We start from the raw sequence: 21185 nt of genomic DNA, 5'->3' as shown, positions 1-21185 counted from the left end.
AGGAACTATCTTGAAATTTTGTTTCAAAACTTTTATTAACTTTAAAAATGATTCTTACTCAGTAACATTCTCTACTTCAATTTCCTGTTCCAAGTTATCAATTTCAACTTCAACAAGATTACGTATCATTTCATAAATTTCTATATCCTGATTTATGGCTTCAAAGCTAACTACTAAAGAATATCTTGCGGCTTCATTCGCATCCCAGCCTTTATGTCCACGAACAGCGATACAGAAACTATCAGTTAACTGGTTTGATTTAACTATAGCCCAATCCTTTTGTAATGTACTATAAGAGCGAGAAAAATCTTTTGCTTGACCGTAATTACTCTGTTCACCAATTACCCAATTAAAATTACCATCATCATCAACAGACGCACCTGTATTGAAAATTCTTTCTGCAAATGAATCAATACTTTCACCAATCTTACTACATCTCCAGTCAAGCCAAGTAGATAAGTATCTACTAATTGTTCTTCTTGTGTTTCTTGGTTTGGCTACATATGATAAAGTAATATCTATTCGAATATCATAATCTTCACCAATAGCATATAACTCTTCTGGAATAGGTATTTTATAAATATGAGCCTGGCCTTCTGAAAGATATAGAGTGTTTTCTGTAACCAAAGTAATACGATATTCATCGTTTTGAGTAGCCCTAATTACATTGGGAAGTCCATAACCAACATGCCGAATAATTTCCTGTGCGTTAGCAAATTTTTCATTAACACTTATTGGCCATCTAGCAGAATGTGCTATCAATGCTCTATACAATAACGCTGGGGAATTTTGGAATAATTTTTGGATTTCAGCAGCAATATATGAAACTTTAGGTGTTGAAAATGATGTTCCTATCATGTCTTTTGAGAATGCAGATCCTTCTGGTGATACTCTAAGTAACTCAGGACAAACATCCGATGGTGTAGTAAGTCGTACATCATTACCCTCTTTATTTTTCACCCAAGTTCCACCATATTCAACTACATCCGGCTTTACTGAATTCCAAATTCCTGCACCAGATCGGGAAAAAGCAGAAGGTTCATTTTCCCCACCAATGCTAATAGAATCTTCCGTTTCATAATTTGAATATGTGATAGAACCGACAGTAAGAGCTTGCATGCTTTGTGCTGGATTTGCAATTCGTGACCGCTCATCGAATAAATACTTCGGATATGATTTACCCTCATTGTAAAATTCTTTTATAGTAGTGTCATAAACATTTCCTGCGGCTTGTATAATCAAAACATCATGTTCGTAGCTCTGCATATCAATTTCAGCAGCCCATGGTGACATATGCTCAATCTCACATGAACTAATCTCAGCAATGGAATGATTAAAAATCTTAGTTTTTCTAGTAAAATTCTCTGCAAAGTCTTTAACGACGGCTTTTATAGTAAGGGGAGGAAAAACTCTACTTTGAATAGAATGTCCATTGGTTTCATCTAAAACTCGTGCATTTCGAATAAAGCACGGCAATTTATATGTACCCGATTGAGGAATTTCAAAAGGATACAAAATTGCTCCTGCAACTCTTGTTCCATGTCCCCCATTTCCTACTTCATCAGCAACTGAGGTTGTTCCTTTGACATAACATCTAGAGTCATCACTAAGAATTGCCGGCCCAATATATTTATGTCCTTCTTGAATTCCACTGTCAATAACTGTAATAATTGGTGCATCATCGTCAGGAGGAAGAATTTCTAACTCCGGATTTATATCTCTAACAATGTCCGTAGCAGATTTTCCAATACACAACTTCCCAGCATATTCAATTTCAAATATGGGTGAGAAGTTATATACTAAGTCCCTTAAACACTTTCCATTTATCCTTACTCTAACTGAAAAACTATCGCAAAATTCTAGATAGGTTTGTTCGCCATCTATGAATGACCCAGTAAACTCTCCGTTGTAGGACTTAATAAAGCTTTCGAATTGCTGCTCTCTTTCGGACTTTAATTCATCCCAACGATCATAAGCCTCGTAATACTTTTTTTCCAATTTATGAACACTATGCTATTTTTATATTCTTCATCGCTAATATCATGAGGCTTTTCTGGCGGCTGATCTATCGTAAAAATATTACCAGAGCAACTGATACTTACATCAACTTCATATTTTTCATCATCTTTTATTGTTGCCCAAATACTCATTAAATTCTTCCCAAGTATTTTTTTCAAGCGAGTATCTTCCTCATGAAATTTATATACACGAGCTGGGGTATTGCAATTCCTTGAGACCTCATTTATAAAATCTTCTGTTTTTTTAATTAACGTAGCAAATTCTGTATCGCCATTTGAAACTATTACATACCCATTTTCAAGTTCAGAAATAACTTCAAATCCAAGGTTTTTTAAGAAACTTACATCATTACTCGGATCAATCTCCAATAAAATAGGGATACCTGTTTTAATTTCCGGTAAATGCTCTCTTAGGCGTTCTTCTTGTCTCTCATTCCACAATTTAGATAACTGAGTGGCCTGTCTTTTAATATATCCCCCATGGCTAGTTCGATTTCTTCTATTTTCATTTGTCCTTGGATTGGGTATTCCCATACCTCGAAATTTTGGTTTACCGGCTAAAACTAAAGGTAAAGGAAGATGTGAAAAATTGTTTCTTTCCGACATAGCTCCACCTCACTAATATTTCATGGTGATATCCTTGATTACTCCCATGATATGTTCTTTTTTTACGAAGTTTGATCCATCAAGAACACAACTTTTAGCTGCGTTTTGTGCTATAGATACAATATTTGCAGCAGAATGACCTTCGAGTTTCTTAGAAAGGATATCCCAATCTATATCTTTACTTACATTCATAGCAGAAAATGTGGTAATTAATAATTTTCTTATTTCATTAATTGATGGTTTAGGTATCTCAATGACATCATCAAATCTTCTAAATAAAGCCTCATCAAGTGAAACCTTCAAGTTAGTAGTAGCCACCACTAAGCCTGGTGATTTATATTCATCAAGTAACATTAACAACATATTTACAATCCGCGGGACTTCACCTACGTCCTGACCGGATGTTCTGGATTTGGCAATAAAATCGCATTCATCGAGTAACAGTACCACAGGTTCATTTTTACAATAATCAAAAACAGCTCGTAGATTTGAAGCAGACTCTCCAAAGTATGAGGATAGTAATGAATCAAACCGTACTTTTAATAAAGGCAATCCCAAATTCCATGCCAAACGTTCTGCTGCTAAGGTCTTACCACAACCAGGATCGCCGTACAATAAAACTTTTTTTTTGGGAGAAAGGTTGAATTTAGCCAGCCGCTCTTTAGCCGCATATTCCTTTTCAATGCATAAAAGTCTATTTTCAATATCCTCATTTAGAATCATATGATGTTTTAATTGATCCCGAGGAACATAAGAGACTAATGGCATGTCATTTCGTTTACTCGTGGGTAATGCACCCATGCCACTGCCATTATTTCTTTCGTTTCTATATTGGGCAAATCCATTATTCACTTTCGGCTTTTCATTATATTTAATTTTTTCAAGGGAGTTTGCTAAAACCCCATGATTTTTTTCTCGTTCACTCGAAATAATGAGGTCGGCAATTTTTTTTAATGCTACAATATCCTCTGAGAAAATAGCTTTAAAAAGCCTCTTATATAAATCAGCGTTCATATTGAAAATGTCCTTTCCCAGTTGAAATACATACGTATGCGTGGTATCCTCCATTTATCAACAGACCTAACTTGATCTTATCGCCATTATAATCCAAGTTATACTACTCGTCACTGTACTATTATTTCGAACGATCTAAATCAACAACCAATCAATACTGCTACCTCACATACGTATAATATTCCATGTTTACCTCTACTTATTATTCCCCCATTCTTTTCTTTCGGCCCTTGAACAACTCCAACCACGAATCAAAATACATCAGCCTAACATCCAGTGGCACCACGACCAAACAATATCCCGTTATTATATTCATTACGTTATCTCTGAAGAAAATCAATAAATTTAACAAGGGCTCCGCTAATAAAAGCTACTATAATAAAAATAAAAACTCCATCCGTTTTTACGATTGATCTGAGTGGTTGAAGTGCTTTATTGGTAATGATTTTATAGACTAGAGCAAAGTAATTAAGTATATAAAATATCACCAAACCAAGTCCAGCTATTTGGAATATTAAAAAGTACGCTTCCATTTTATTCCTATTCTGTTGTAAATCCCATAAGGTCCTTGGAGCATCGGTTACTTTGATATTCGAAAATTTACCTATCGCATTATCTAATTGTTCTGGTTGATAAATGGGATTGTTAATTAATATAATAAGCCCGAAAATCACAAACCAGTATATTATAAGATAGTACTTAAACGAAACTGATACACTTCTTTTATAGTATGCAACTAGAAACGTGATGAGAAATCCCATTGTTAAAACTACAGTAAAAATCCTCATAATTAATTCTTTATATTGGATAAAGTAAAATATTGATAAACCAAAGAAAGCTGTTGCCAAAAATCCATAGACAATCATTATCCCTATTTTGTCACTCTGGCTTACTGAAACGGTTTGAACTGTTGTAGGGTTAATTGTTGTATACTGATGATGATTACGGTGTTCATGATGTTCATAAATAGTTTTTCTTTTGTCTATTACCTTCACGTTATTGAAGCTATCGCTTACATTTTGGTTATGACTATTTTTTTGGATCGTTTTAGTTTTATTTACCGTTACCAATAATCCAACACATGTTAGAATAATGCCAATAATACTAAGCCACGTACTGAAATCCATTCAAAATATTCCCCTTACCTATTTATAGTACATCTATAATAATATTTGATTCATCTAATGAGTTCTAAAAGTATTCCACTTTGAGGTATCGAGATACGTAGCTGTCTCGAATAGAAAAAGCTCCAGATCATTATCAAGGAAAAAAACTGACCTGTACTCCGATTATTTTCCTTTTCATCTCAATAAAAACTGCATTGAAGTCTTCATTGTCATTAACTCTTTACGTTTTCCTTTCATCGAATTGACTGATGGAGCCATTGAAGGCTAGACTCGCATCAAGTGACTTCGTCCTAAAACAATGCTGACGAATACGTCTGATGACTTTTCTGGATATGCCAGCGTAAAATAGACTAATCATCTTCCAGAATACATACAGACCCTTAAAATCGTTGCTCATACCCACCTTCTTCAATAGTGAAGTTGGGCCAATCCCATTTGGCTCAGTAAACATGGTTACGTTGTACTTTTTCGATAATAAGAGCTTTTGCATGGATCTAGGAAATCGTTTGTTGGCTAATTCCTCGAAGTGCTAAATTTAGAATTATCTATAGGCAAAGTTTTCACCTCTGGTATTCGAAAATACTAGCAGCGAGATGGGACCTTCAACCCGCATCCCACTACTTATATTCCTACTTTAAATTTCCACACTATCAGACAAATTCCTGCTTATTCACAAAGCTTTTACCATTCTTTGACTACGGTTTTCCCAAATAACTGTGTCATCATATTTTAACTGTATTGTTAAAAAAACCCTTTTTCGTCTCCATTGAATAAACATATGAAATAAACTTCCCCCGGCGGCGAGTCGGTACAACAATTACGATTAGTTATCTCGTCGTCCAGCAGGCTGATAAAAGTCCGAATGTAGTACTTCACCGATGCAATATATTCTTCAAATATCGATCGCTGTAATACCCTGGGCAAGAGCTTCGTACTCCACCATCTTCATCTGTAGCTTCTGGTTCATCTCGTCGAACATTTCCCGATGGCATGATTTTACCTTGCCCGATTTTATGTCGTTTTCAATGGTCTGAACCTTGTTCTTCAGAAAGCTGACTTCTGTCTTTAGATTGGATTACTGGACGATCAAATGCTCGGTTTTGTCGTTATGATACAACCAGATTTCTTCAATAAATTGTTGTCCACCGACAACCTTAACAACGCGGTACGCAGTTTGTAACTATTAATTCCTCAACCCAGTCTTTCCCGGCATAAGAACAAAACTCTTTCCCCTTCCTCAAATAGCCACCGCAAGTGTAATACCGTTATCCGCCATTCTTAGTTCGGGTAGAACCCGAATTTTCCAACCATTTGGGTATCATACTTGTCGCAACCATTACCCCTCGAAGCCAGAACGGCGAGATCGTCTTTGTGTCAAATGGCTTGTTCGTTTCTCCACCGCCATTATGCCGCTTCTTGGCGTTTTCTTGGCATATCTCAAACAATTCCTTGGACATCAAGGCTGGATGGGCATTCTCGCTGATAAACCTGCATGTTCCATACCTTACAGTCAATGTACAATTCTTTGTAGATGAATGCACGGATCGTGTTTGCGGCCATCTACCGCCTTTTTGTGATGGAATCTTCCGATCATTAAGTTTGAAAGCAATCTTATGATATCCCTTACCCTTCGTAAATGTACTGATTGAATATCCCCTCACTGGCCCGGATGTTAAATGCACCTGACGTACATCAAAGGGATGCGGGTCTTAAACTTGAATGGGAGACAAAAGATAAAACGAGATATACCATTGTACAGCAGATGGATATCTGTACTGGTATAGCGTACAATTATTCGGTTAGATCGTCACCACCCTAAAGAAGTAATCTGGAAAAAATCATTCAGGAAGTAACCTTGAAATACTACAAAAACGATCGGACTAAAGAAAGAGTCCAGTACATGTTGGTTGGCTTTATATTACTCACACGATCACAACAGATATTCAAACAACAAACTGGGTGGGTATTAAAATTAAGTAGAATCATTAATATAAGTCATTCAAAGGATTCATCAAAAGAACATATAGGGTCGAAAGAAAATGTGATTGATTCCGCTGAATTACTTTTGAGAGAAATGCTACCTTATGCCTGGAAGGCAATAGAGTATTACAAAGAATATCAGTCCAAAAGCATCAGCACAGAAGAATTTATTAAGTATATCATGCATCATAGACCAGAGGTTAATCAACTATACATGAAAGCTGGAATATGCCAATTCTACCCTCCGAGTGCAAAGATTTTAGCCAAGAATGTCAAAACATCTACACTACTATCGATAACATATATTTGTATGTAAACGATGATAAAAGATTTTGAAATACCAACTTTAACGTCTAGAGTTTGAAAAAAGGAAAATTCCGTTAATCAAACTTTTCAATTATCATTTTGAGTCCTAACACTTTTTTTTTGCTGAAATTGAGATACATCTTCTTCACCGTCTGTCCGGAGGGATAGGGGCCGGATTTACTGGGATAAGATTTCGGTACGCTTGGGGATCAGCGAAAAAGAAAAAGGATGACCGAAGGGAAGCCGATGAAAGGGGAGTTACTCCGAGGTGATATCAAAACGCTATATGGAGCGGTACTGCTCCGTGTAGCATCAGAAATATTTCTTATTTAGATTCAGAGAAGCCGGAAACCAAGTAACCATACGGATCACCCATCCCTTCGATTTCGAACAAGCAGAAAAGCGACCGATTAAGGTCGCTTTTCTGATACTACATATGGAGGCGACGGGAGTCGAACCCGTGTCCAAAGATAACGCCACATAGGCTTCTACGGGTGTAGTCACGGTTTTAATGTCACCTGTAAGCCCGCCCCGTAACCGGCTTTCTCACAGGTCAGCCTGATTGTCTTCTTCAGCTAGCCTCAGGCGGAGACTAGACAGCGTAGCCCACTAAAGTTGAGCCCCTAACTTGGCACATGGGCGATGCAAAGCAGGAGCACGCAAGCAGGTTATTAAGCTGCTAAAGCGTAGTTGTTTTGTTGTTTGCCGTTTAAATTTGGCGTTAGCGTTGATAAAGCGGACGCGTCCCCACTACCCGCTACCCATGCTCGAACTATCCCCGTCGAATCCAAAAACGCCCCCGTATAAAAAGGAGATGCCGGATCTAACGAGCTTCGAACAGGAAGCTCATTTTCTATCTCTACATGAACCAGTATAGCACATTCATATACTTTTTTCAGTACACATTGGTGGAAACAAAACCGCCCCTTACCACTCCTGCCAAGGAGATGAAAGCGGGTTATCTTGCTACTTTCTGCCTCTCGCGCAGTGCGCGCTGGATATCACGCTGGGCATCCCGTTTTGCGGCGGTCTCCCGCTTGTCGTATTGCTTCTTCCCTCGGCCTAATCCCAAAAGCAGCTTGGCATAGCCGTTTCGGATATAGATCTTCAATGGAACTAAAGCATAACCCTGTTGTTTGGACTGTCCCAATAGTTTGTTGATCTCACTCTTCTTCAACAGCAATTTACGGGCTCTGGTCGGGTCTGACGGGTTGAAACGGTTTCCCTGCTCAAAAGGGCTGATGTGCATGTTATGCACAAAACATTCCCCGTTCCGGATAGTCGAGAACGCATCCGAGATATTGGCCTTGCCCTGCCGCAAAGATTTGATCTCTGTTCCGGTCAGTACAATCCCGCACTCATACGTATCCTCGATAAAATAATCATGGGAAGCTTTTTTGTTTTGAGCCAATACTTTACCATCCGTTTTCTTCGCCATGAATTCCACTCTCCCCCATAGGCCCTCAATCGCCTTCAGACAAACTGATTCCCTTCAAAATCTAAAAGGGATTCCGTGATTATTAATTGTACCAAGATCATGACCCAAAATCAACTGAGCCATGAATCTTGGGCCAGGCACCCTCAAGCTAACTGCATGACTGTGAATCGTTCACATACGATTCTCCAGACGAACGGTGCGATACTGCCCGGCGGGTTGTAGACCCTCAGTTTACTACAATTCTTCGTCCCGTTCTACTTGCGGCGCTTCTTGGCAGCACGGGCATTCTTGCCGAGTGCATTTACTGTATTCGCCCAATCACCGCCGAAGCCTTCTGCTGGACCTTCGGCTTTTTGTACGCGCTGTTCACCGCCCGGCGTGCTTTCCCCGTTCCGCTTTTTCTTGCCGGAGGAACGTTTGCCTGCGGCAGCCTTTACCTTGTCCGCTTTTCCTGCTTTGCCCGATTTAGCGGTTTTTCCGGCTTTCTTGGCGGACTTGTCACCTTTAGCTATGCCCACGATGTCCTTGCTGCCTTTTTTGCCCTTGCGTGATACAAAGCCGGACTTGACGCTTCGCTTACCCCGGCCCCTACTCTGGCTACGCTCCACCACATTGTACTTCCGGGAGCGCGGCTTCATATCGACCATCTCAAAATCGATGGTATGCTCATCCATATTTACGGCAGTCACACGGATCTTCACCTCATCGCCTATCCGGTAAATATTAGAAGTCCGTTCCCCGATCAAGGCATGTTGCATTTCATGATAATGATAGTAATCATCCGTCAAACCGCTTAAACGGATCAATCCCTCTACGGTATTTTCCAACTCAACGAACATTCCGAAGCTTGTCACACTGGATACAATTCCTTCAAATTCTTCCCCGATTTTATCCAGCATGAACTCGGCTTTCTTGAGTGCATCTGTTTCCCGTTCGGCATCAACAGCTTTACGTTCCCGTTCGGAAGATTGCCGGGCAATATATTCCATCCGGCCTTTCAGATACTCATGCCTTTGTTCGGAAAAGGATCCCTTCTCCAACACTTCCCGGATAATACGATGAATCACCAGGTCAGGATAGCGGCGGATGGGAGACGTAAAGTGGGAATAAAACTCCGCAGCCAGGCCAAAATGCCCCAGACTATGGGAGTCATAACGCGCCTGCTTCATAGAACGGAGCATCACCGTACTAATAACGGTCTCTTCCTTTTTTCCTTTGATTTCCTCAAGCAGTGTTTGTAAAGACCCTGGATGTATATTGTTGCCCCTGCCCCGCACTACATAACCGAAATTCGTAATGAATTCCATAAAGTGCATCAGTTTCTCCGCATCTGGCTCCTCATGTACACGGTAAAGAAAAGGTACCTTCAGCCAATGGAAATGTTCCGCGACGGTTTCGTTTGCAGCCAGCATAAATTCCTCAATAATCATTTCCGCTATGGAGCGTTCACGCTTGATAATGTCATAGGGTTTACCATTTTCATCGACCAAAACCTTAGACTCCTGAAAATCAAAATCAATGGCCCCCCGCTTCATCCGTTTATTGCGAAGTTTCATCGCGAGCTCTTCCATCAGTTTGAAATCATCTATCAAATAATCATAGCGTTCCAGCAATTCCGGTTCTTCACTGCTTAAAATCTGGCGAACATTGTTATAAGTCATACGTTCACTTGTCTTTATCACACTTGTAAATACATCATGCCGGACTACGTTCGCATGTTGGTCAAATTCCATTTCACAGGACATGGTAAGCCGGTCTACCTGGGGATTTAAAGAACATATCCCGTTGGATAGCCTGTGCGGAAGCATCGGGATTACCCGGTCAACCAAATAAACGGAACATCCCCGGCTATAAGCCTCCCGGTCAAGTGCTGAATTTTCCTTCACATAGTAACTGACATCCGCAATATGAACACCGAGCAGATAATTTCCGTTCGGCAAACGTTCCACATTTACTGCATCATCCAGATCTTTCGCATCCTCACCATCGATGGTTACTATGCGCTTGTCCCTTAAATCCCTTCTTCCGCGGATTTCTTCCTCCGTGATTTTCTCGGGGACAGCAAGGGCCTCCTCCATTACCTCGTCAGGGAAAGCTTCGGGCAGCCCGTATTTGCGAATAATGGACAAAATATCTACGCCAGGATCATTCTTATGCCCCAAAATCTCAATAATTTCTCCCTCGGCCGCAGCCCGTCCCTCCGGATACTGCACGATCTTGACCACTACTTTTTGCCCGTCAACCGCTCCTTTAAATGCTGCTGCCGGAATAAAAATATCCCTCTGTACCCTTCTGTCATCCGGAAGTACAAAACCGTAACTTTCATGCTGTTGAAAGGTTCCTACGATCTCGGTATTGGCCCTGTTGACGACCCGTACAACTTCCCCTTCCATTTTCCCGCCGGAGACACTTTTTGATGTAATCCGAACCAAAATGGTATCGCCATTCATCGCCGTGTTCATATCATTAGCATGAATATATATATCCGGTTGATCAGGATCATCGGAAATCAGAAAACCGAATCCTTTGGGATGAGCTTGCAGACGGCCTCTTACCAGGTTCATCCTTTCCGGTACTCCATAACGGTCATGCCGTGTACGCAAAATATAGCCTTCTTGCTCAAGTCCGTTTAAGGTTTTAAGCAATTGCTTAAACTCTTCCGCATCCGAGACCTGAAAGTGTTTCTCCAGTTCCTGATAGGTCATCGGCTTATAAGCACTTTCCCTCATAAAATCCAAAATATCTTGTTCTGTTATCATATATTGAATTCACCTTCTTTTCTGTACAGACCTTTGTTCCATCCATTACCCGAAACTTGAACTAGCAGCCGTAAAAACCGATAAGTCCCATTCTCAGTATAGCCCTTTTGCTATCAGCTTATTATGTATCCTTAACTCCGTGAATCTCAGGAAAGAACCAGCTTCGAATTACTTGAAAATGTCATATTTTTCCTGTTGAAATCAGTATGGTTTTAAAACACAAAAAAACAGCAGGTGTTCAGGGTCCTACTGTTCTTCATGCTTCCTTGGGTTTTATATTCACATTGTTATCCTTTAACGATGAAAGCAACCACGATCGACAGAATAAAAAATATTGCAGCCAATACCATTGTTACGCGGGATAAAAACAGGTCCATGCCACGGGCCTTTTGTTTTCCAAACAAATGCTCGGCACCACCTGAAATGGCCCCGGACAATCCGGCACTTTTACCTTTTTGCAGTAGGACGGCTACAATTAAGCCGATGGATGCTATGATCAACACAATCTTCAATGCAATTTCCATTATTACACCTCATAGCCTGTACGTATTTAAAATAGATCCAATCGCCAAAAGGTACTGGATCAGCAAGTGTAAGTGTATCATAAAAGTTTTCATTTTACAATAACTTACTCATATTCTTAAGGATTTCTTGAATCAACTCAAGTTCCGCGAATAAGGCGGGAGCTGTTTTTGTTTGGAACTATGGTTTCCGAGGAAAAGCTTGATGCACTTCATAGCACACCAAAAGGCGAATCCCAGAAAAAACAGTGCCCATACCAGTCCCGGAATGCTTGTGAATTTAGCAAGGTTAGCAGCATCTCCAGCGGCACCCCCGCCCGAAAAAACAAACCGGACAAGTGTGATGGGGCCAACTACGGATTCCTCCAGGCACAAAAAGGCCAATAGTATAAAATAACCGTTTTGAAGCCATTTTGGTACAAAAAACAAAGCGGCGACATTCAATGCGATCAATCCGAACAACCAAGCGATGCCAAACCCATTACGGACAAATAACAGCAGATCCAGCAAGGCTACTACTGTGATAACCTGTAGACCAAGCCGCTGTTTACCCTGGCTTTGGGCATAAAACATAAATACGGCAAACAAGGAAGCTGTTACATAACCGGCCAGCGCTATGGGAATCATTTTCCATGACCCGACTACTACCGAATATGTAACACCACCATGATTTTGAAACAGCTCAATATAATTCACCTTCCCGGAAAGAAGCAGCGTAACCACAGCATGCCCGGTTTCATGGATCATGGTATCCACGTTCCTAAAAAAAGAGGAGAAGGGAACCAGCCGGGTCAATAAGGCACATGCGATCAACAAAAGAATTGTGGTCATCCATGGTCTTTTTCCCATATTCAGCTCCCCCTCTCCATCTCACTTATTCAAGCTTATTGGAAAAGTTAATTTGCTATAACTTTTGCTTATTTAAACTTTTTCAGGTTGTAGAAGGCTTTCTTTCCGCCGTATTGGGCTACATAAGACAGCTCATCTTCGATACGAAGAAGCTGATTGTACTTGGCAACACGGTCAGTACGGGAAGGAGCGCCTGTTTTAATTTGTCCGGCATTAGTAGCTACAGCAATGTCAGCAATGGTGCTGTCTTCGCTTTCACCGGAACGGTGGGAGATTACAGCAGTATATCCGGCACGTTTTGCCATTTCAATTGCATCGAAGGTTTCAGTCAGAGTACCAATTTGGTTCACTTTAACCAGAATGGAATTAGCGATTCCTTTTTCAATACCTGTGCTCAGACGCTCAGTATTCGTTACGAACAGGTCGTCACCAACCAGCTGTACTTTGCTGCCCAGTTTTTCGGTAAGCAGTTTCCAGCCATCCCAGTCGTCCTCAGAACATCCGTCTTCGATGGTGATAATCGGGTATTTGTCCACCCAAGAAGCAAGCAGGTCTACAAACTCCTCAGAAGTAAAGGATTTGCCTTCGCCTTCCAGATGGTATTTGCCATCCTTGTAAAATTCAGTAGAAGCTACGTCCATACCGAGGAATACGTCTTCACCAGGCTTGTATCCGGCACGCTCAATCGCAGAGATGATCGTTTGGATAGCTTCTTCGTTGGAAGAAAGGTTAGGTGCAAAGCCGCCTTCGTCGCCAACAGCTGTATTCAGGCCTTTATCTTTCAGAACGGATTTAAGGTTGTGGAAGATTTCAGCACCTGTACGAAGAGCTTCTTTGAAGCTAGGAGCGCCAACAGGCAGAATCATGAACTCTTGTACGTCTACGTTATTGTCCGCATGCTCACCACCATTGATGATATTCATCATTGGAACAGGAAGCGTTTTGGCATTGAATCCGCCAAGGTATACATAAAGAGGTACATCCAGAGCTTCAGCAGCTGCACGGGCAACAGCCATAGAGACTGCCAAAATAGCGTTTGCGCCCAGTTTTCCTTTGTTAGGAGTTCCGTCAAGCTCGATCATTTTACCATCAATGCCGACTTGATCCAGAGCATCCAGACCAATGATTTCAGGAGCGATAATTTCGTTCACATTCTCAACGGCCTTCAATACTCCTTTACCCAGATAACGGCTTTTGTCTCCGTCACGAAGTTCAACAGCTTCATGAGCACCAGTGGAAGCACCGGAAGGAACAATTGCGCGTCCCATTGCACCGGATTCAAGGTATACTTCTACTTCTACAGTAGGATTACCGCGGGAGTCAAGGACTTCGCGGGCGTAAACGTCTGAGATAATAGTCATTATTCTGACACTCCTTCATTAATGTGTATGGGGTTTTTGAACGCAGGATGACTCTCTTTCTAAAGATTTGCTGCAGCGCAAAAACGTTGTATGGACGTAAAGGAGAGAGTCGTTCCTGCGGATTTCATAATGAATGTTAAAATTCAAGGCAAGGAATTATTTATTGATAATAGTTGTGCCTGTCATTTCAGCAGGCTGCTGGGCTTGCAACAGATCCAGCAGAGTCGGCGCGATATCTGCCAAAATACTGCCTTCTCTAAGGGAAATTCCCTGTTTTGTTACGATAAAAGGTACCGGATTGGTTGTATGGGCGGTCATTGGACGCTCATTATCGTCGATGACGATATCGGCATTTCCATGGTCGGCCGTAATGCATGCTACGCCGCCTTTGGCCAGGATGGCCTCGACCACCTGTCCCAAACATTCGTCCGTGGCTTCAATCGCCTTAACGGTCGGTTCCAGCATACCGGAGTGTCCTACCATATCAGGATTGGCAAAATTCAGGATAATCATGTCATGCTTGTCCTCATTAATTTCCTTAACTGCTGCCGCCGCCACTTCATAAGCACTCATTTCCGGTTTCAGATCATATGTGGCGACTTTCGGCGAAGGAATCAGCACACGGGTTTCTCCAGGAAGCTCAATATCCCGTCCTCCACTAAAGAAGAACGTAACGTGCGGGTATTTTTCAGTCTCTGCAATACGCAGCTGTTTCAAACCATTCTGGGAAACAACTTCACCCAATGTATTGTCCAGGTCTTTAGGTTTATACGCAACGTAACCGTCCACTGTTTCACTAAACAAAGTCAGGCAGACAAAATGAAGGTTTTTGGGTGCTTTATCCCCACGGTCAAATCCGCGGAAATCCTTATTCTTAAATACCTGGGAAAGCTGAATGGCACGGTCCGGGCGGAAGTTGCAGAAGACAACCGAGTCCCCATCCTCTACAAGGCCAACCGGTTTACCGGCTTCATCCACAATAACTGTAGGCATGACGAATTCGTCATAAACGGATTTTAAGTAGGATTCTTTAATAGCCTCCATAGGATCAGTATACTTCGGGCCTTCGCCATATACCATAGCGCGGTAAGATTTCTCTACACGTTCCCAACGTTTATCGCGGTCCATAGCATAATAGCGCCCTTGGACTGTCGCTACCTTTCCTAACCCTGTTTCCGTAATTTTGTTCAGCAGCATTTCCATATACTTGCCCGCAGAATCAGGAGCCACATCACGTCCGTCAAGGAAAGCATGGAAATATACGTCTTTCAGCCCCTCTTTCTTAGCCATTTCAAGCATGGCAAACATATGGGAAATATGGCTGTGTACCCCGCCATCAGAAAGAAGTCCGTATACATGCAGTTTCTTTCCGTGTTCTTTGGCATGCAAGACAGCCGCTCTTAACGTGTCGTTATGGAAGAATTCTCCTTCACGAATGGATTTGGTGATTCGGGTAAGATCTTGATATACGATTCTTCCTGCCCCAATGTTCAGATGGCCTACCTCCGAATTCCCCATCTGTCCCGCCGGAAGGCCAACAGCCTCTCCACATGCAGTTAAAGTTGTGTGAGGATAAGCAGACCAATAGCGGTCATAGTTAGGCTTATGGGCATGAGCCACTGCATTACCGTGTACTTCTTCACGAAGTCCAAATCCGTCTAAGATGATCAAAGCAACCGGTTTGGGTCTGGACATCTTACTTCGCCCCCTCAACGAGTTGAATGTAGGAAGCAGGTTCAAGACTTGCTCCTCCTACGAGAGCGCCATCAATGTCAGATTGACCCATATATTCGCGCACGTTTCCTGGCTTCACACTGCCGCCATATTGGATGCGAACTTCATCCGCTACGGATTTGTCATACAGCGAGCTTACCAGTCCGCGAATATAACTAATCACCTCATTGGCATCTTCAGCAGTAGAAGATTTGCCTGTTCCGATCGCCCAGATCGGTTCATACGCAATCACTACCTGTTTAGCCTGTTCTGCACTTAATCCTTGGAATGCCGCCTCCGTTTGAACTTTGCATACTTCTTTTGTTTGTCCCGCTTCCCGTTCTTCCAGTTTCTCTCCTACACAGACGATTGGAGTCAATCTGTGCTTGAACGCAGCATGCACTTTTTTGTTTACTGTTTCATCTGTCTCTGCGAAATAGGCTCTGCGTTCCGAATGTCCGATAATCACATATTCTACCCCGAGATCTTTCAGCATGATACCGCTGATTTCTCCGGTATAAGCTCCATTGTCTTCAAAATGCATATTTTGTGCACCGACTTTAATAGAGGTTCCCTTGAACGTTTCCACTAGCGCCGGAAGGTTAGTGAAAGGGGCACATACCACGCTGTCCACTCCGTTCATTTCTGCTTTCCCTTTCACTGCGTTTGCAAATTCCACCGCTTCAGAGACGGTTTTGAACATTTTCCAGTTCCCTGCAATAATTGGCTTTCTCATGCTCGCCACTCCTCTCTGGTTTTATTTATCTTGAAGGGCCACAACACCCGGCAGGGCTTTGCCTTCCATGAATTCCAGGGAAGCCCCTCCACCTGTGGAGATGTGATCCATTTTGTCCGCCATTTTAAATTTCTCAACCGCGGCTGCAGAATCGCCCCCACCGATAATGGTATAAGCTTCTGTCTCGGCACAAGCCTGGGCAACTGCTTTCGTACCTTCTGCAAACAGATCCATTTCAAACACACCCATTGGCCCATTCCATACAACCAGCTTGGAGTTCTTAATGGTTTCCGCATACAGTTTACAGGTTTCAGGTCCGATATCGAGGCCTTCCCAGTCAGCCGGAATTTGGTTTACCGCCACAACTTTGGTGTTGGCCGTATTACTGAAATCATCCGCAACTATAATATCTTTAGGCAATAAGAAATTTACGCCTTTTTCCTTAGCCTTGTTAATAAAACCAAGGGCTAAATCAATTTTTTCATTATCTACAAGGGATTTACCGACTTCATTTCCTTGAGCTTTCAAGAATGTATATGCCAGGCCTCCACCGATAATGATGTTGTCTGCCAGATTCAGCAAGTTATTAATAACATCAATTTTATCTTTTACTTTTGCTCCGCCAATGATGGCTGTGAAAGGTCTTTCCGGATTGGTAAGAGCTTTGCCCAGCACATCGAGCTCTTTTTCCATAAGAAGACCGGATACGGCTGGAAGGTGATGAGCGATACCTTCTGTAGAAGCATGGGCACGGTGAGCAGCACCAAATGCGTCGTTCACGTACAACTCGGCCAGCTCTGCGAAAGCTTTAGCCAGTTCAGGATCGTTCTTCTCTTCACCCGGGTAGAAACGAACATTCTCAAGAAGAAGAACCTCGCCGTTTTTCAACTGCTCGGCTTTTTCTTTTGCTTCCGCACCAATGGCAACATCCGCTTTCACCACCGGTTTACCAAGCAGTTCGGACAAACGCTTAGCTACTGGAGTCAGTCTCATTTCTTCCACCACTTGTCCTTTAGGACGTCCCAAGTGACTGGCCAGGATGACTCTAGCGCCTTGCTCAATTAAGTATTTCACTGTAGGAAGGGTTTCCCTGATTCGAGTATCATCAGTAATTTGACCGTTTTCGAGGGGAACGTTAAAATCTACGCGAACGAATACACGCTTTCCTGCAACTTCTACATCGCGAACAATTTTCTTGTTCATTCGTTTTCCTCCTATGCTCTTTCCGTGGATACCTTTCCGGCCTTTCCACTGGTTATTTGGCAAGTTAATCAAGGGGAAAGAGGAGAATTGCTTCTCCTCTTCACCTCTTAGTTGTCCCTTATGAATGACTGATCCAAATTACAGACCTTTGCTTGCAATGTAGTTAACGAGATCAACTACACGGTTGGAGTAACCCCACTCATTATCGTACCAGGAAACTACTTTTAATAAGTTGTCACCTACTACCATAGTGGACAGGGAATCGATAGTGGAGGATGCAGGGTCACCATTGTAGTCTTTGGATACAAGCGGCTCTTCAGAGTAGTTCATAATTCCTTTCAGCGGGCCGTTGGCAGCTTCTTTCAGTGCTGCGTTTACTTCTTCCACCGTTACATTTTTGCTTGTTTCTACTACCAGATCAGTTACGGATACGTTAGGAGTAGGAACGCGCATAGCCATACCATTCAGTTTCCCTTTCAGTTGAGGCAGAACAAGAGCTACTGCTTTTGCGGCACCAGTTGTGGAAGGAATGATGTTTTCAGCTGCCGCACGGGCACGGCGAAGATCCTTGTGAGGCAGATCCAGCACTTGTTGGTCGTTTGTATAGGAGTGAACAGTTGTCATCATGCCTTTTACGATGCCGAACTTCTCGTCAAGTACTTTTGCGAATGGCGCCAAGCAGTTTGTTGTACAAGAAGCGTTGGAAATAACGTGATGGTTTGCTGCATCGTATTTATCTTCATTAACGCCCATTACGATGGTGATGTCTTCGTTTTTTGCAGGAGCGGAGATAATAACTTTCTTCGCACCGGCTTTGATATGAGCTTCCGCTTTTTCTTTTGCAGTGAAGATTCCTGTGGATTCCACTACGATTTCGACACCAAGGCTTCCCCAAGGGAGGTTTTGAGGATCACGTTCAGCATATACTTTAATGGATTTACCATTTACTTTAATTTCACCTTCACCAGCTTCAACAGTTGCATCAAGTACGCCATGAGTAGTATCGTATTTCAGCAAGTGAGCCAGGGTTGCTATGTTAGTTAAGTCGTTGATCGCCACGATTTCAACATCTTTATTGTTCAGAGCTGCGCGGAATACGTTGCGTCCAATACGACCAAAACCGTTAATACCAACTTTTACCATGTTCATTTCCTCCTAGTATTGTCTAATTGTATATTTCAAGACAAGCCAGAGGCCTGTCAAGATAACACATCATGCATAAGCTGTATGGCAGCAGCCTCGTCTGTAACCAGTACGTCCTGGTGGCCGAATTTAAGCACGGAAGCAATTGCTTCCCCCTTGCTTTTCCCCCGGCAATACCGATCACTATTTCAGTATTCTGAATATCCTCTAATCTTAAACCAACTGTTGACATTTTATGAACAACTTCGCCGTCTTTATTAAAGTAGTATCCAAAAGCCTCGGCTAATGCCCCGTCTTTTTGTAAATTTTTGATTGTTTCCTGGTCTACTTTCCGCCGTCTGGCCATAACCATAGCATCTCCAATTCCATGAACTACAATGCGGCTTTCCCGAATCACTTGCATTCTTTCCTGAATATTCGGGTCCTTCATTAGAGATTGATAGGCTTCTTCATTTAAATGATCCGGAACATGAAGCAGACGGTATTGCGCTCCGGTCTTTTTGGCCATGTTGGAAGCTATGGTATTCGCCTGGAATTCCATACTTTCACCCAGACCTCCTCTGGCCGGAACAAAACAGCTGTTTTTCATATTACCGGAAGCCAATAAATGATTGGCTACCTCAGCCATTGTAGATCCGCCTGTAACTGCGATAATATCATTGTCCGATAAATACTTTCGCAGTACGGAAGCACCGGCCCGCCCGAGCTCTTTTCTCGTAAAAGAGGAAGTATCGGAATCTCCCGGGACAATCACTGCCTGCTTGATCCGGAATTTCTCGCAGATTTGCTGCTCCATATGGGTAAGGCCAAGAATATCTTTCATCATCGGTTCCAGTTCGTCCAAAACCTTGGTTCCTTCTTCGCTGATTCTCATGCCGGAAGTTTCAATTTGAATCAGGCCTTGAGCCTTCATAAAATCAACCTCACCCCGAAGGACACGCTCTGTCATATCAAGAGAACCGGCCAGTGTTCTGCGGCCTATCGTCCCGGATATCCTGATCTGATGCAAAATGGTATATCTTTTATTCAAGATTCGCAGCATATCAGGGACAAGCTGTTTTTGAATATCAAGGATCTTTCTCATCGTACACTCCTGATTTTAATTATTGGACTTAATATGTCCCACGAGTGCATTTTTAGTCCCATATGGTCCAAAAAAATTTCCTTTACACGCTTCATTATATACGACCCCCTTTAAAGAATCAACTCGCCTTCCGTCCTGATTATGAAAATTCATTGAAAGTAATGGTGCCCATAAACCTTTTTTGTGGGGCTTGATTTTTCGTAACCAAACACGTATAATTAATTTTGCTGTTTCAGTTTCAATCTATCAAAATAGAATGTTTGGAAATATTATTTTGCGCCCGTGGTCCAATGGATATGACGCAGGCCTCCGGAGCCTGAGATCGAGGTTCGATCCCTCGCGGGCGCGTTTTTACTTCATAAGCTGTCCCTGAGTCATGATGAATGGCGCAGGGACAGTTTTTTATTTAATTGCTGCATTCAACAAACAGTTTGACCTTTCTTGACCTTAAAACGTTTTTTCGTTATCATATTTGTAGATACTTGAAATCATACACCATCCACGAAAGATGGAACGATAAGGAGGGTATACTCGTTATGAGTTTTATTCCAATGGTAGTAGAACCGGATGCAAGAGGAGAACGTTCTTATGACATTTACTCCCGTTTGCTTAAAGACCGGATTGTTTTTCTTGGCACTCAAGTGAATGATGCAGTGGCCAACTCGATTATTGCCCAGCTTCTGTTCCTGGCTGCGCAAGATCCGGATAAAGACATCAGCCTGTACATCAACAGCCCGGGCGGCTCTATTACGGCAGGTATGGCTATTTATGATACGATGCAATATATTAAACCCGACGTTTCCACCATTTGTGTAGGGATGGCCGCTTCCATGGGAGCTTTCCTGCTGAATGCGGGTGCCGTCGGCAAACGTTATGCCCTTCCTAACAGTGAAGTGATGATTCATCAGCCTCTCGGCGGTGCGGAAGGCCAGGCTACGGACATTGAAATCCGGGCAAAACGGATTATTAAAATGCGGGAAAACCTAAACCGGATCCTGTCCGAACGTACAGGCCAGCCTCTTGAAAAAATCGAGCGTGACACGGACCGTGATTATTTCATGAGTGCTTCAGAAGCCAAGGAGTACGGATTGATTGATAAAGTCATCGAGCGGGTTTAATGAATCTGTTCCAAACTGAATCAATTTCACAATTATGAAATTGATTCAACTCCGAAATGTTTATTCCAAGCAAAAAATCAGTCGAATCTATAGGGGCCGACTGGTTTTTTTGTTATTTGTTGACATTTAAATAGAAAGAATTATATAATTTTACTTGTAAATCCATATTTTTGCATTACTAGTAATGATAGAATATGAAATTAAAAGAG

At 42.2% G+C, this 21185-nt stretch carries 15 protein-coding genes, 1 tRNA gene, 1 other RNA gene and 1 pseudogene; 2 read left to right on the top strand and 16 right to left on the bottom strand.

The window, feature by feature from the left end; genetic code table 11:
• Window positions 1-54: 54 nt before the first annotated feature.
• From BXP28_RS18325 to BXP28_RS18240, 16 genes and pseudogenes are all read right to left on the bottom strand, one after another.
• Complete coding sequence (locus BXP28_RS18325) at window positions 55-1998, bottom strand: S8 family peptidase (RefSeq protein WP_051427966.1); 1944 nt, start codon at window positions 1996-1998, stop codon at window positions 55-57.
• Window positions 1953-2624, bottom strand: a complete 672-nt coding sequence (locus tag BXP28_RS18320) for a hypothetical protein (RefSeq protein ID WP_023485045.1) — start codon at window positions 2622-2624, stop codon at window positions 1953-1955. The genes BXP28_RS18325 and BXP28_RS18320 overlap by 46 nt, the downstream gene beginning before the upstream one ends.
• A 12-nt stretch (window positions 2625-2636) precedes the next feature.
• A complete protein-coding gene (locus BXP28_RS18315; protein WP_036657362.1) occupies window positions 2637-3638 on the bottom strand; it encodes an AAA family ATPase in 1002 nt (333 codons plus the stop codon).
• Window positions 3639-3958: 320 nt separating this feature from the next.
• The gene (locus BXP28_RS18310) at window positions 3959-4765 is read right to left on the bottom strand and encodes a hypothetical protein (RefSeq protein WP_023485043.1); all 807 of its coding nucleotides are present in this window, start codon (window positions 4763-4765) and stop codon (window positions 3959-3961) included.
• Between the two features lie 1265 nt (window positions 4766-6030).
• Window positions 6031-6426 (bottom strand): recombinase family protein, encoded by a 396-nt coding sequence (locus tag BXP28_RS25275; protein ID WP_158442218.1) that lies wholly within the window; start codon window positions 6424-6426, stop codon window positions 6031-6033.
• Between the two features lie 1059 nt (window positions 6427-7485).
• Window positions 7486-7852, bottom strand: a transfer-messenger RNA (tmRNA) gene (ssrA, locus tag BXP28_RS18290).
• A 157-nt stretch (window positions 7853-8009) separates the two neighbouring features.
• Window positions 8010-8489: an SsrA-binding protein SmpB gene (smpB, locus tag BXP28_RS18285; protein WP_024093008.1), complete on the bottom strand. Its 480-nt coding sequence runs from the start codon at window positions 8487-8489 to the stop codon at window positions 8010-8012.
• Between the two features lie 254 nt (window positions 8490-8743).
• The gene (rnr, locus tag BXP28_RS18280) at window positions 8744-11248 is read right to left on the bottom strand and encodes a ribonuclease R (RefSeq protein WP_023485041.1); all 2505 of its coding nucleotides are present in this window, start codon (window positions 11246-11248) and stop codon (window positions 8744-8746) included.
• A gap of 287 nt (window positions 11249-11535) precedes the next feature.
• Complete coding sequence (gene secG, locus BXP28_RS18275; protein WP_024093006.1) at window positions 11536-11772, bottom strand: preprotein translocase subunit SecG; 237 nt, start codon at window positions 11770-11772, stop codon at window positions 11536-11538.
• A gap of 132 nt (window positions 11773-11904) precedes the next feature.
• Window positions 11905-12618, bottom strand: a complete 714-nt coding sequence (locus BXP28_RS18270) for a M50 family metallopeptidase (RefSeq protein ID WP_023485040.1) — start codon at window positions 12616-12618, stop codon at window positions 11905-11907.
• 68 nt (window positions 12619-12686) lie between these two features.
• Entirely contained in the window at window positions 12687-13979 is a 1293-nt protein-coding gene (gene eno, locus BXP28_RS18265; RefSeq protein ID WP_023485039.1) for a phosphopyruvate hydratase, read from the bottom strand.
• Window positions 13980-14135: 156 nt separating this feature from the next.
• Complete coding sequence (gene gpmI, locus BXP28_RS18260) at window positions 14136-15674, bottom strand: 2,3-bisphosphoglycerate-independent phosphoglycerate mutase (RefSeq protein ID WP_036655813.1); 1539 nt, start codon at window positions 15672-15674, stop codon at window positions 14136-14138.
• 1 nt (window position 15675) lies between these two features.
• Window positions 15676-16428: a triose-phosphate isomerase gene (gene tpiA, locus BXP28_RS18255; RefSeq protein WP_023485037.1), complete on the bottom strand. Its 753-nt coding sequence runs from the start codon at window positions 16426-16428 to the stop codon at window positions 15676-15678.
• Between the two features lie 21 nt (window positions 16429-16449).
• A complete protein-coding gene (locus tag BXP28_RS18250; RefSeq protein WP_036655811.1) occupies window positions 16450-17631 on the bottom strand; it encodes a phosphoglycerate kinase in 1182 nt (393 codons plus the stop codon).
• Between the two features lie 138 nt (window positions 17632-17769).
• Window positions 17770-18774 carry a type I glyceraldehyde-3-phosphate dehydrogenase gene (gap, locus tag BXP28_RS18245; protein ID WP_036655810.1) on the bottom strand — a complete coding sequence of 335 codons (1005 nt, stop codon included), beginning with the start codon at window positions 18772-18774 and terminating at the stop codon, window positions 17770-17772.
• 56 nt (window positions 18775-18830) lie between these two features.
• Window positions 18831-19858: pseudogene (locus BXP28_RS18240) on the bottom strand (sugar-binding transcriptional regulator).
• Window positions 19859-20134: 276 nt separating this feature from the next.
• Between BXP28_RS18240 and BXP28_RS18235 the strand changes: the two are divergent.
• A tRNA-Arg gene (locus tag BXP28_RS18235) sits at window positions 20135-20206 on the top strand.
• A gap of 188 nt (window positions 20207-20394) precedes the next feature.
• Window positions 20395-20976, top strand: coding sequence for an ATP-dependent Clp endopeptidase proteolytic subunit ClpP (gene clpP / locus BXP28_RS18230; RefSeq protein WP_023485033.1), 582 nt, complete (start codon window positions 20395-20397; stop codon window positions 20974-20976).
• The last annotated feature ends 209 nt before the right edge of the window (window positions 20977-21185 follow it).

This window comes from Paenibacillus larvae subsp. larvae (genome assembly GCF_002003265.1).
Taxonomy (GTDB): domain Bacteria; phylum Bacillota; class Bacilli; order Paenibacillales; family NBRC-103111; genus Paenibacillus_H; species Paenibacillus_H larvae.
Note: the sequence above shows the minus strand (reverse complement) of the source record. Positions and strands in the feature narration are given on the sequence as shown.